General features: G+C 40.0%; 12 protein-coding genes. 4 read left to right on the forward strand and 8 right to left on the reverse strand.

Annotated features, from left to right (window positions below; all coding sequences use genetic code 11):
- Positions 1-66 precede the first annotated feature (66 nt).
- Complete coding sequence (locus LXL81_RS21880; protein ID WP_234648893.1) at positions 67-282, reverse strand: hypothetical protein; 216 nt, start codon at positions 280-282, stop codon at positions 67-69.
- A 242-nt stretch (positions 283-524) separates the two neighbouring features.
- On the opposite strand from LXL81_RS21880, the gene LXL81_RS21885 reads away from it, so the two are divergent.
- The 4 genes from LXL81_RS21885 (at position 525) to LXL81_RS21900 (ending at position 4,514) form a co-directional block, all read left to right on the forward strand.
- The gene (locus tag LXL81_RS21885; RefSeq protein WP_234648894.1) at positions 525-1,949 is read left to right on the forward strand and encodes a BamA/TamA family outer membrane protein; all 1,425 of its coding nucleotides are present in this window, start codon (positions 525-527) and stop codon (positions 1,947-1,949) included.
- Between the two features lie 183 nt (positions 1,950-2,132).
- Positions 2,133-2,726, forward strand: a complete 594-nt coding sequence (locus LXL81_RS21890) for a hypothetical protein (RefSeq protein WP_234648895.1) — start codon at positions 2,133-2,135, stop codon at positions 2,724-2,726.
- A gap of 2 nt (positions 2,727-2,728) precedes the next feature.
- Positions 2,729-3,439, forward strand: a complete 711-nt coding sequence (locus LXL81_RS21895; protein WP_409013940.1) for a peptidylprolyl isomerase — start codon at positions 2,729-2,731, stop codon at positions 3,437-3,439.
- A gap of 133 nt (positions 3,440-3,572) precedes the next feature.
- A complete protein-coding gene (locus tag LXL81_RS21900) occupies positions 3,573-4,514 on the forward strand; it encodes an NAD(P)-dependent oxidoreductase (RefSeq protein WP_234648896.1) in 942 nt (313 codons plus the stop codon).
- Positions 4,515-4,578: 64 nt separating this feature from the next.
- Here LXL81_RS21900 and LXL81_RS21905 read toward each other — a convergent pair whose 3' ends face one another.
- The 7 genes from LXL81_RS21905 to LXL81_RS21935 form a co-directional block, all read right to left on the reverse strand.
- Positions 4,579-5,655 (reverse strand): isoaspartyl peptidase/L-asparaginase family protein, encoded by a 1,077-nt coding sequence (locus tag LXL81_RS21905; RefSeq protein WP_234648897.1) that lies wholly within the window; start codon positions 5,653-5,655, stop codon positions 4,579-4,581.
- Positions 5,656-5,793: 138 nt separating this feature from the next.
- Positions 5,794-6,468 (reverse strand): hypothetical protein, encoded by a 675-nt coding sequence (locus tag LXL81_RS21910; protein WP_234648898.1) that lies wholly within the window; start codon positions 6,466-6,468, stop codon positions 5,794-5,796.
- 176 nt (positions 6,469-6,644) lie between these two features.
- Positions 6,645-8,288 carry an alpha-glucan family phosphorylase gene (gene glgP, locus LXL81_RS21915; protein ID WP_234648899.1) on the reverse strand — a complete coding sequence of 548 codons (1,644 nt, stop codon included), beginning with the start codon at positions 8,286-8,288 and terminating at the stop codon, positions 6,645-6,647.
- Positions 8,289-8,317: 29 nt separating this feature from the next.
- On the reverse strand, positions 8,318-9,388 hold the full coding sequence (locus LXL81_RS21920; RefSeq protein ID WP_234648900.1) for a DUF3500 domain-containing protein: 1,071 nt from the start codon (positions 9,386-9,388) through the stop codon (positions 8,318-8,320).
- 57 nt (positions 9,389-9,445) lie between these two features.
- Positions 9,446-10,231 carry a 3'(2'),5'-bisphosphate nucleotidase CysQ gene (cysQ, locus tag LXL81_RS21925; RefSeq protein WP_234648901.1) on the reverse strand — a complete coding sequence of 262 codons (786 nt, stop codon included), beginning with the start codon at positions 10,229-10,231 and terminating at the stop codon, positions 9,446-9,448.
- Positions 10,232-10,326: 95 nt separating this feature from the next.
- On the reverse strand, positions 10,327-11,460 hold the full coding sequence (locus LXL81_RS21930; protein WP_234648902.1) for a hypothetical protein: 1,134 nt from the start codon (positions 11,458-11,460) through the stop codon (positions 10,327-10,329).
- A 98-nt stretch (positions 11,461-11,558) separates the two neighbouring features.
- Positions 11,559-12,125 (reverse strand): hypothetical protein, encoded by a 567-nt coding sequence (locus LXL81_RS21935; RefSeq protein ID WP_234648903.1) that lies wholly within the window; start codon positions 12,123-12,125, stop codon positions 11,559-11,561.
- Between the last annotated feature and the right edge of the window lie 30 nt (positions 12,126-12,155).

Genomic DNA, 12,155 nt, shown 5'->3' on the forward strand with positions numbered 1-12,155 from the left:
GGACAAAGACAAGCATAAAAAGGGTTAATAGCGTTTTTTAATAGCATTCATTTTTAACTGATTTCATTACAACTTTCTCGGGTTTGTTTTCTCCTGATCTTTAATTTTCTGGTTTCCTTCATTTTCTTTCAGGAGCCGGTCAAAATAAATTTCAAGAGCATCGGAGTACTTTTGCTGTTCGTCTTCATTTTTTAAACCTTCCAGCAATTCACCCAGCTCTTCCCCTGAAATCTTGTTAGCGATCAGTTTGTTGATCAAATTTTCAGCCCGGGAATGTGTCATTTTTATTAGCTGGTTAGTTGTTGTATGATACTCTGAGCCTGTTGGAAGAGACTATCATTATAACTTGTTTTTTTTGAAAGTTAACTTTCCGTTAACAGTGAGAATAGCCCGTGATTTTAACTGCCAATTCAGTTTATTTGATCCGATATCAACATCCCAACCGATTTAAGCGTAATTTTGAGAAAGCAAACAACAGAGTTATAATCAAAAAGTCGTTTCAAACTGAACACGGGCAGAGCAGAATGAAGGAAGCAATACGTTATCAAAATTTTTACTACTTACTCTTATTCCTTCTTTTCGCCGGACCGGACTATGCCCAGGTTCTTCCGGCAGCAGAAACCCCGCCGGTCATTATTGGAAATATTACTGTTGAAGGAAATCACCGCACGATGGACCGTATTATTTTGCGGGAAATGGCAATTAAATCCGGTGACACCATCCCTCAAAACCGATTGGCTGAAACGCTGGAAATTGACCGGCGCAAGGTGATCAATACCAATCTTTTTGTAGTTGCGGAACTGCTTTTAAAACCGAATGAAGATTCTGTGCGGACCGATATCCGCATTGTAGTGAAGGAACGCTGGTATTTCATTGCAACACCCGTTTTCCAGCTCGCCGACCGGAATTTTAATGAATGGTGGTATGACCGGAACCGGGATTTCAGCCGGACGATTTATGGTATTTATATGAGTTATGGAAACGTAACAGGCCGTGCAGATAAGCTGCGTCTGGTTGCCGAGTTTGGTTTTATTCCAAAATTTGAAGTTTCCTATTCCCTGCCCTATCTTGACAAGGCCCAAAAAACCGGGATCACGGTCGGTGCTTCTTACTCGATAAATAAAACCATGGCATTCCGGACATGGCGGGATAAACTGGATTATTACAACAGCGAAGACATCAATAAAAAACGCTTTTACACCTTCGTAACCTTAACCCGCAGAAATAAATATTACACGTTCCATTCCCTGGATCTGCGTTGGAGCGGAACCTCAATCACGGACACGATAGCGGCTTTAAATCCAAATTATTTCCTGAAAGGCAGAACGCGGCAAACCTATTTCCAGCTGACGTATTCATATAGTTATGACAAACGGGACAATTATCAGTACGCTCTGCGCGGAAGAGTTGGCGGAATCCAGTTTTCCAAAATCGGACTTTTACCTTCTGATGAAATTAATCAGGCCTATGTATATGGTTCCTTCAGACAATATTTTCACTTAGGTGGAAAATGGTTTGCCAATTCCGGAGTTCGCGGACGGTTTTCTGTTCCTAAAAAACAACCATATCTGCAAACTGTCGGATTGGGTTACCGTAATGATCTGGTGCGTGGATATGAATTGTATGTGGTAGACGGACAGAATTATGCGCTGATAAAAAATGAACTGAAATACAAATTATTTTCAGTACAAAAACATTTCCCCTGGGTTCCGATCCGTCAGTTTAATACGCTGCCGCTGGCTGTTTATATCAATTCCTTTGCGGATGCGGGATATGTCAAAAATTATTATCCGCAGTTTAGTAATACCTCCCTGGGCAATAAAGGCATTTATGGCGGCGGACTTGGTGTGGACGTTGTTACGTTTTATAATATTGTCGCGCGCTTCAACCAGACCTTCAACGCAAAAGGAGACCGCCGTTTCTTTTTTAGCATAGGCAGAGAATTTTGACACAAAACTGGAAAACATTCCCCAGCCCTGTTATCCTGAATAACGGCACCCTTTTTATCTTTTCGTCTAAAAATTCGGGTTTTTTAGAAATTATCAAAATATATTTTGCGGATAATTAAAACGACGTTAAAAAAAAGAAATTGATAATGGTTAGATTTGCGGTATATATTCTTTAAGCAAAAAATGAAACACTTTACACTACTTAGAACCCTTTTGGCGGTTGTGCTTCTTGCACTTACATTACAAAATTGCAAAACAAAAACCAGTGAGGAAAAAGACGCTGAGGTAAAAGATTCTGCCGTAGCGGCCCCTCCGGCCCATGAAGAACTGAACAGCGACCAATCTGCCCTGCTCGAAAAAGTGATTGGAGACTCCCCTGCCGGCACATTTCGTGGCATTGTTTTTGGAGATCCTTTATCAAAAGTAAAAGCAACTGAGAATTTTGAGATGTTTGAAGACGTAGCAGATCATGTGGGCTATACTTTTGAAACAGAAAAACTTGAAACCATCGATGTCCAGTATTTTTTAACTGCCGACAAAAAGGTTAACAAAATTACCGTTGACGTTTATCTGAACAGTCCGGATGCTACGAAACAATTGTGGAATGCAGGAAAAAGCTATTTCACTGAGACATATCAGGCTCCAAAAGAAAACGGCAAGACAGTAACCTGGACCAAAAATTCTACGCACGTGAGCATGGAAGATGTATCGGAAGGAAAAGATTATGGACTCAAATTCCAGTTCACACCAGATAAAAATGTACTCGCCGTTAAATAATTATGATGAAAATTAATCGCTTTGTTTTACTGACAGTTTTATGCCTGTCGGCTCTTAATACGTTTGCACAAAAAAAATCAAAAAAGGATTACCTCATTACGATCACAACCGATTACGGCAAAATGCGGGTCATTTTGTTTGATGAAACACCAAAACACAAGGAGAATTTTGTCAAACTTTCCAAAGACAAATTTTATAACGATCTGCTTTTTCACCGGGTCATTAAGGATTTCATGATCCAGGGTGGTGACCCAAATTCGCGAAATGCAAAACCTGATGCCGTATTGGGTAAAGGTGATAACGGATACAAGATCCCGGCGGAGATCAGTCCAAAACTTTTTCACCGCAAAGGAGCTTTAGCCGCTGCAAGAGACAATAATCCTAAAAAAGAATCGAGCGGATGTCAGTTTTATATTGTTGAAGGAAGAAAATGGAGCAAAACGGATATTGACAAACAGGCAGCCCGTGCAGCAAGAAAATTGACTGATGCGCAAAGAAAAGTTTACGAGACCGAAGGAGGAACTCCGCATCTGGATGGTGCTTATACCGTTTTCGGACAAGTAATTGATGGACTGGATGTTGTGGATAAGATTAGTAATCAGCCAAAAGATGAACGTGACCGGCCCGATAAAGATATCAGTATGAAGGTTTCTGTTAAAAAAATGAAGAAGAAAAAGATAACCAGAAAATATGGTTATACATTTGAAAGCTGAAAGTTATACCCAAATAAAAACTATCAAAAGTTAAATCATTCAGCCTTAAAGCTGCTTTCCTCGACGGTCAGCAGCTTTATTTTTTTGATATTTTAGTTCTATATTGTTCCGGAAAAGCATTTATAATTCAGACATGACGGCTAGTACACAAGACATTTCAACTTCGACATCAACAAAAAAACGTTTTCTGATCACCGGCTCGAACGGACTTCTGGGTCAGAAACTGATTGAATTATTAATAAAAGATTCTTCCATAGAAACCGTTGCGACTGCCAGAGGTGAAAATCGTTTACCTTTTCATGATGGTTATGCTTACCATGCCATGGACATAACGGATCCGGCACAGGTTGAAGCCGTTATTGCGCTGACAAAACCTGACGTAATTATTCACACAGCAGCTATGACCAATGTAGATCAGTGTGAGGCAGAAAAAGATGCTTGCTGGAAACAGAACGTGAATGCAGTGGAATATCTGGTGTCATCCTGCAGAAGACATGATGTATTTCTTGTGCATGTTTCCACGGATTTCATCTTTGACGGAACTGCCGGACCATATACCGAAGATGCAGAACCGAATCCCATCAGTTTTTACGGCTGGAGTAAATATGCCGCCGAGAAAGCAGTCATCCAATCTGATATCAAATGGGCTATTGCACGGACGGTACTGGTATATGGTATTGCGCACGATATGAGCCGGAGCAATATTATTCTCTGGGTGAAAAAATCACTTGAAGAGGGTAAAAATATCAAAGTGGTTACTGACCAGTTCCGCACGCCAACCTTAGCAGAAGATCTGGCGACGGGTTGTTATTTAATTGCTGATCAAAAAGCAGAAGGTGTTTTTAATATTTCCGGCAAAGAACTTTATACGCCTTATGAAATGGCAGTTATTGCTGCCGATTATTTCAAACTGGATAAATCTTTAATTTCCCAGACAGATAGTTCAGGCTTTTCCCAACCTGCGCGCCGTCCGCCAAGAACAGGATTTGATCTGACAAAATCTGAATCGGTTTTAGGTTATAAGCCACATAGTTTTGTTGATGGAATTGCGATGTTGGCAAGTCAGATTGGGTAAGGTGAATTTTGTATTGTCTTTAAAAACCGTAACCGCCCCGTTTAAAACCGGGGCGGACTCTTGATTATTTCTTCACTTCATCTTTATAAATCATCACTTCACTTTTTCCATCAGCCTTAATATATCCGCGGTACATGCCTTCACTGTTGAACGGCATGGCAATATTTCCGTTTCTATCCAGCGCAATCAACCCGCCTTCTCCCCCGCGTTCAACAAGTTTTTTCATTACAACTTCATCAGCTGCATCTTTTACAGACAAACCTTTGTATTCCATCAAAGCAGAAATGTCATAAGCTACGACAGAACGGATGAAAAATTCACCATGCCCGGTTGCTGAAACTGCACAGGTGTTATTGTTGGCATAAGTACCTGCGCCAATGATCGGAGCGTCACCGATCCGTCCGTATCTTTTGTTGGTCATTCCGCCGGTTGACGTTCCGGCTGTTAAATTTCCAAATTTATCGAGAGCCACACAGCCAACCGTTCCGTATTTTTTACCTTCTGTAAATATCAGATCTTCATCCTTTACAAAACCGGTTTTTGGTTTTTTCAGGATTTCTTTCTTTGTGTTCTCGGTATGATCAAGCTCTACCTTTTCTTCTTCTTTTGCTTTTAATAAGGCTTTATACCGAGCTTCTGTGTAGAAATATGAAGGATCGACGATTTCCAAACCTTGTTCTTTAGCAAACAGATCGGCACCTTTTCCGGCCATTAAAACGTGCGGAGATTTTTCCATGACAGCTATTGCGCCACGAATAGGATTTTTAATGGTTGTAACACCTGCAATGGCACCGGCTTTCAAAGTCTTACCATCCATAATCGCCGCATCCATTTCATTCTTACCTTCGTTTGTAAAAACAGCACCTTTCCCGGCATTAAATAGCGGAGAATCTTCCATCACCATAATGGTGGCTTCAACAGCTTGTTCACTGGTTCCGCCTTGTTTCAAAACGGCATAACCTTTTTGTAAAGCTGTATTCAACACTTCCCGGTATGCTTTTTCTTTTTCAGGCGTCATGTTGGCACGGGTTATTGTTCCGGCTCCGCCATGAATAACAAGGGTGATTTTGTCAGAATAATCCTGGGCGGAAGAAGTTTGAATCAGGAAATAAAAGAGAAAGGTTGAAAATATGAATTTCATAGAAGTGGATTGGTTTGGATTTGTCTTTCTCAAATTAAGCTATTTTTCACGCAAAGCAAAAAGAAAGGCAAAGGACGCAAAGATTAAACTCTGCGTTCTTTGCCCTTTTCTTCCCTGCTTCGCGTGAAACCTTAAAATTTATAAATCATCATTTATCCTGAGTGCATATAAACGGCCTTTTTGCTTTGCACGGAAATAAGAAAGCCAAATTCCAACCATACCGGCAATAGAAGAATAAAAAGATAGGGTAAATAATTTATCTTCTGAAAAATGACTAATCAGTATTCCTGCAAAAATTGCCGTTCCTGAAATTAATATCCAGAGCATCCATCCTTTCTCAAAAATAGAACCGATTCTTTTAACCTGTGAAAAATGATTCTTATTACTCCGGATAATTTTTTGTTCAAGATCCTGACAAAATAACTTCATACTTGAAGTATCACTGTATCCACTGCTGGCTGTTAGTTGAATTTTGTGATTGTTATAAAAGTTTAACCGGAGCGTTACGCTGCTGAATTCATCAATCTGATACGATTTTAACTTACTAAATTCGATAGATTCTGAGTGATCTTCAAAATCTAACACGACGGAATTGTCATCAAGATATGCCGTAACCTGTCTGTTAATTTTTCTTATATTGAGAAAAAACACCAAAAAGGGAGATGCAATGGACATGAAAATAAACAAAATCGAAACCGAAGGTGGAACAAATGAACCCGCAAAAATGATAATTCCAACCATGATTATTAAGGACATACCAACCAATACGGTGAGGAATTTTTGATCTGTATATTCAAAATAGTATTCTTTCATTAGACAAACATTCAGGCCTGTACAATAAATCTAAACTTACATAATATCTATAATTAATTATAATTTATTCCATATTTGATTAAATCAAAAAGGGCAAGGATCGCAAAGATTAAACTTTGCTCCTTTGCCCTTTTTCTTCCCTTCTTTTGCGTGAAATATAACGAGAAACCTTAATCTTAATACAGCTTCTCATAATATTCCCTGGCCATCCGATCAGAATTAAATGGCTCATTCACATCATTCATACTGTTTAATGTTATCCGCTCCCATTCTTTTCGATCATTGTAATAGGTTGGAAGCACTTTATTTTCAATCAGATCGAAGAAATTGTCACAATCCGTTTTGTTGATATCATCACCTTCGGCCACCGGCACGATGAATGAATTTTCTCCGTCTTTGGCAAATTCACAGATCCAGCCATCATAAGTTGACAAATTTATAGAGGCATTCATAGCGGCCGTCATACCGCTGGTTCCGGATGCTTCACGGGTAACAACCGGCGTATTTAACCAGACGTCAGAGCCGTCTTTTAATAACTTTGAAAGTGATAGTTCATAACCAGTCAACACAGCCATGTTGTCAAAATAGTGACTCAGATAGAACAGATGATTGAATGTATTGATTGCTCCTTCATCCTTTGGATACGGCTTTCCTGCCCAAATGATCTGGATTGGCATATCCTTATTGTCCAGTAATTTTTTAAACCGCTCAACATCCCAGGTCAGAATATCCGGACGTTTATAAGCAGCAAACCTGCGGGCCCAGACAATTGTCAGCACATTTGGATCAAAAATCTTACCGCATTGATCAGCAACTGTTTTGAAAAGAATACTTTTAAGTTCTTTTTTACGGATTGAGATCGCTTCAGAATCTTTTCCAATCCTTGCTTTTTCCAGCGTCTCGTCTACCCAGTAAGCATTATTCTGAGCGTTGGTAATATGCGTTATTTCACAAATTCCCGGATAGCTTTTCCACATTTGACGGGATACTTCTCCATGTAATCTGGAAACCCCATTTGCCTTTTTACTTAATCGTAAAGCGGCCAGTGAATGATTAAAAGTGTTATCCTTGATACCGGTAATTTTCCGGACCACATCCATTTTCAAACCCGAAAAGAAACCCAGATTTTCAAGAAAATTAATATCATGTTTTTCATTTCCAGCTTCTTCCGGCGTATGGGTTGTAAATACCATCCTTTTCTTTAATTCGGGCAGCTTTTTATATTTTTGATATAAGTAAAAAGCCGCAGAAATGGCGTGGGCCTCGTTAAAATGATAAATATCGGGCTGATATTTTAATTCATCCAGCAGTTTAGCTCCACCAATTCCCAAAACCATACATTGCGCAACTTTCATCGTTACGTCTGCATCATACAGTGAATACGAAATCGACCGTGCTTGTTCATCATTTCCATCCACATCGGTGGTTAGAAAAAACATGGGAGCGGATTTGAAAACTTCCGGAGAAAGATAATATGCCCTTACCCAAACTTGTTTCCCTAAAATCGGGATTTGGAAATTGATACCGGTATCTGTCAGGAAATGATATATTTTCTCATGAAACTGAGGTTCCATACTATTATCACGCTTACGCCCCTGGTCATAATATCCATATTTCCAAAGCATTCCCACGCCAGTCAGGTTCTGACGTAAGCCATATACGCTTTTCATATGAGAGCCCGCCAGAAATCCCAATCCCCCCGAATAGGTCTTTAAAGCCTGGTCGAGAGCGAATTCCATTGAAAAATAAGCGACTGATTTTGTATAATTTTTATCCGGTGTGAACGGATGTTGAAAGGGTACAGAAAATGGCTGATTCATTGAACTTTGTTTTAAATGAATGAAATTTTCTAAGGCTTCGGGTGCATTTTCTGGTAATGCAAACGAAGTAAATCCTCGCCGAAATCGTTGGTAAGATCCCGAACGACGGTGTGGATATGGTTTGCGTTGTTTTGTGTATTGTCAAATTCGATGAGGATTGTTGGCCCCTGAATCCGATAATAATACCCCGCTCCTTCTTTTATTTCCGGCTCCACGTTACCCATCCAAGCAAAATGTATGCCATCAAGCCCCGATTTTGTCAATTTAACCATTTGTTGATCTTTCAAAGTCACGTGATACCGATTCAGATAAACGGCGATAAGCTCCTGAAATAACGTTTTTTGCGCAGCTGTCATATCCTTCATTGTGATACCTTCCGGCTTCATAACAACCATACTGCTTCTGTTATTTGAAGACAAAATCTCCCAGGGAGCTTTTTCAGATAAAATCACTTTTTGCCGCTGAATATCAGAAAATGAATGAAGCAGCTGAAAAGCGATATCCTGTTCATCCTTTAAAATACGTTTTCCTTTTTGCGGAACATCAGCCAAAACTTTACCCGGATTTGAGCCCATAAAACCGGGCGTAAACGTAATGACACCATCTACCAAAGTAAATTGCAGTGAAACGTGATGGCCTTCCGTCCGCCAGCCCCATGGCTTTTGAAGATCCGGCGAGCCAAAAACCATGAAAGAATAATTTTCAGGATCGCGGTAGGTATCGTCAGAACCTCGCTTTTCAACCACGCGCAGGACATTTTCCAGATCAACGATATCAAGCGTTTTTTGATAACCATTGGCACTCATGACCAGTTTCACCATTTCAAAAGCTTTCTTCCGCTGTGTTTCACTCATATTTTTCAGCGTGAGGCCTTTCCGCGTTCTTGGAACGTAATGCCAGTCAAAACGAATGGAATCTGCGAAAAAAGTACATGCTTCCTTTACTTGTTTCTGATCGAGCGATTTCACAAAATCATTAACCGCAACCATCATTTTCTCTGAAAGTACCTTATCTTTTGAATCTGCAAAAGTCTGATTACAAGATAAAATCAATAGAAAAATGAGACGAACGAGCCTGTAATAAGATCTGTAAAATTCCATGGTTTCCGAGTTTTGTAGTTCAAACAAAAGAAAACATGACTGCTGATTATACTCCTTTTATTCTCCTTTGTGCAATGTAACATATTGCGCACCGCAGATAAAACTTCCATTCACCAGCGAAACCTTATTGTATAAAAAGGGCTCTCCGTTTAGCGTTGTCATTTGTCCGCCGCTTAAAGTCAAAATTGCTTGTCCCGCTGCGGTATCCCATTCCATCGTCGGATTCTGACGAAAATAGATATGCGCCAAACCTTCGGCGAGCAGACAAAATTTCAGAGAGCTTCCGATAGCAATCTTTTTTACAACCGGATATCTTGCCAAAACTTCTGTTTCTTCCGGCGCCGCATGTGAGCGACTGCCAACTGAAATCCAGTCTGTACTGTTTTTATCAACTTTTAAAGCCGTTTTATTTCCCTCGGAATCAATTTTCCAACCTCCTGTTTCCTGAGTTGCATAATAAATTGTGTCCGACACAGGAATGTAAATAACTCCTAAAACAGGTATTCTATTGCGAACCAACGCGATGTTGATCGTGAATTCTCCGTTGCGGTTAATAAATTCCTTTGTTCCGTCTAACGGATCAACACACCAAAAATATTCCCAGTTTTTACGTTCATCATAGGAAACATGAATTTCCTCTTCTGACATGACCGGGATATCCGGTGTTAAAGATTTTAGTTTCGCCACGATAAGGTCATTGGAAGCTTTATCGGCTAATGTCAGCGGTGAATCATCGGCTTTAAATTCCACCTCTTCCGATTTTTCGGCATCATAATAAATATCCAAAACCACCTTTCCGGCGTCCCTGGCAATTTTCAGCAACTGATCTATATCTGGTGTCATAGTGTATCGTGTTTCGTAAAATTTGAATCAGTAATATAATAAAAATGCCTGTCCGAAAAGAATTCAGACAGGCATCATTGAAATCAGATTATTTCTTATTTGCCAAACAATCTGGCCCAGAAACCTTTGGCCTTCGTTTTAGTTTCCTCATATTTTTCAGAAGCTGCAACTTTCAGTTCTTCTATTTCTACTTCTGCTTTCGCTTTCAGCTCTGTTGCTTTTTCCTGCGCTTCCGCTAATTTTTCAGCGGCAATTTCTTTTGCATCTTCAAATTTCTCAGAGGCAATAACTTTTGCATCTTCAAATCTTTCGGTAGCATCTTCTTTCAGATCAGCGAACTTCTCAGCCGCCTCATCTTTCAAATCAGCAAACTTTTCAGCTGCATCTTCTTTCAAAGTGCCTGCTCTGCCCTGAAGTTCAGAAATAACCCCTTCAGCTTTTACTTTTCCGGCGGCAATATTCAGTTCTACTTCGTTTTGAAGCTGCTCAACTTTTGAAGAAAACCCGGCTTTCACTTCTTCGACTTTTTCAGCCGCTTCTTCTTTCACCTCGGCTGCTTTTTCAACAACCTCATCTTTCACCTCAACAGCCTTTTCCTGTACAGCTTCAACTTTTTCTCCTGCTTCTGCTGTTAATTCTTCGGCTTTGTCTGAAGCTTCAATTTTCGCATCTTCAAATTCCGCTTTTACTTCTTCTATCTTTTCTTCCGCAACTTCTTTGTATGCCTCCGCTGATGCTGAAACATCTTCTTTAACTTCGGCAACGACTTCTTTTGCATTGTCTACCTTATCCGAAGCATCAGCTTTCAATTCATCTATTTTTTCTGCTGCCTCTGCTTTAAGTTCAGCTGCATCTGTTTTCACTTCCTCAACTTTTTCTTGCGCGGCCACTTTCAATTCTTCGGTTTTGTTTTCTGCTTTTGCAGCAAGTTCAGATGCTTCACTTTTTACATCTTCAACTTTATCCGCTGCAATTGCCTTATATTCCTCAGCTTTTACTTCGGCTTCCGCCTTCACATCTGCTGTGTCACTCTTTACTTCGGCTATCTTTTCTTCGGCGGTTTCTTTTGTCTCTTCAACTTTCAATGCTGCTGCATCTTTCACATCTTCTCCAATCTCCTCAACACCCTTTGCAGTTTCATCTTTCAATTCGGTAGACTTTGCCTTGATATCTTCAATTTTTTTATCCAATGATCCTTCGGACGGGGTTGGTTCTTCATTAGCTGCCATAACTGTGGGTGTTGGTTTGGATGGAATAAGTTAGAAAAGGTTGAATGCGTAAGCTACAAAGGAGTTCCGAACGTTGCAAACAAACGCAAACCTTTTTACTATGATAACCTTCTAATGATCAATTTTTTAACAATTTCATAAAAGAAATCCGGCTGCATAGTGCGCCAGTTCTCCATCTGTAACGTACCGCCAAAATTCAGGTAGTAATCCAGCCGGCAACGTTTCCATTCTTCCTCCACATGTTCCCGGAAGTTTACAGCTGCAATCCACCCGTCTTCGATATCATCAAACCACTCAGCATAATAATCATCTTCGCCGCCATGAAAATTCATTACATTTTCGCCCATCAGGATAAACTGGTTGATACCTTCATCAATCAGCGGGTCAACAACCTGGCGTTTGAGATACATAATATCATTGTGCAGCGTGTCATTCCACTCACCCATCAGCTCAATGATGGCGAAATGTTTGTTATAATCTGCAAAAAGAATTTTGACATAAAGCGTTTCAGAACCAATCTCATCCCAGAGCGGATGAATGTAATAACCATAAATTGCATTTTCGTAATAATCAAGATTGTAAGTTCTGCCATAAAACGGCGACCGACGATCCCGGCTGGCAACATAATGTTTCTCCCAATTATAATACGGCTCAATCTCGTTCATATTTTTTAGTCGTTGAATAGTGCCCGCAGA

This window comes from Dyadobacter sp. CY356 (genome assembly GCF_021440195.1).
Taxonomy (GTDB): Bacteria; Bacteroidota; Bacteroidia; order Cytophagales; family Spirosomataceae; genus Dyadobacter.

Bases quoted from the DNA above. Each gene is read 5' to 3' on its own strand.
- LXL81_RS21905 (WP_234648897.1), bottom strand. From the start codon at position 5,655: ATGAAATTCATATTTTCAACCTTTCTCTTTTATTTCCTGATTCAAACT.
- LXL81_RS21885 (WP_234648894.1), top strand. From the start codon at position 525: ATGAAGGAAGCAATACGTTATCAAAATTTTTACTACTTACTCTTATTC.
- cysQ (WP_234648901.1), bottom strand. From the start codon at position 10,231: ATGACACCAGATATAGATCAGTTGCTGAAAATTGCCAGGGACGCCGGA.
- LXL81_RS21895 (WP_409013940.1), top strand. From the start codon at position 2,729: ATGATGAAAATTAATCGCTTTGTTTTACTGACAGTTTTATGCCTGTCG.
- LXL81_RS21890 (WP_234648895.1), top strand. From the start codon at position 2,133: ATGAAACACTTTACACTACTTAGAACCCTTTTGGCGGTTGTGCTTCTT.
- LXL81_RS21880 (WP_234648893.1), bottom strand. From the start codon at position 282: ATGACACATTCCCGGGCTGAAAATTTGATCAACAAACTGATCGCTAAC.
- glgP (WP_234648899.1), bottom strand. From the start codon at position 8,288: ATGAATCAGCCATTTTCTGTACCCTTTCAACATCCGTTCACACCGGAT.
- LXL81_RS21935 (WP_234648903.1), bottom strand. From the start codon at position 12,125: ATGAACGAGATTGAGCCGTATTATAATTGGGAGAAACATTATGTTGCC.
- LXL81_RS21930 (WP_234648902.1), bottom strand. From the start codon at position 11,460: ATGGCAGCTAATGAAGAACCAACCCCGTCCGAAGGATCATTGGATAAA.
- LXL81_RS21910 (WP_234648898.1), bottom strand. From the start codon at position 6,468: ATGAAAGAATACTATTTTGAATATACAGATCAAAAATTCCTCACCGTA.
- LXL81_RS21900 (WP_234648896.1), top strand. From the start codon at position 3,573: ATGACGGCTAGTACACAAGACATTTCAACTTCGACATCAACAAAAAAA.
- LXL81_RS21920 (WP_234648900.1), bottom strand. From the start codon at position 9,388: ATGGAATTTTACAGATCTTATTACAGGCTCGTTCGTCTCATTTTTCTA.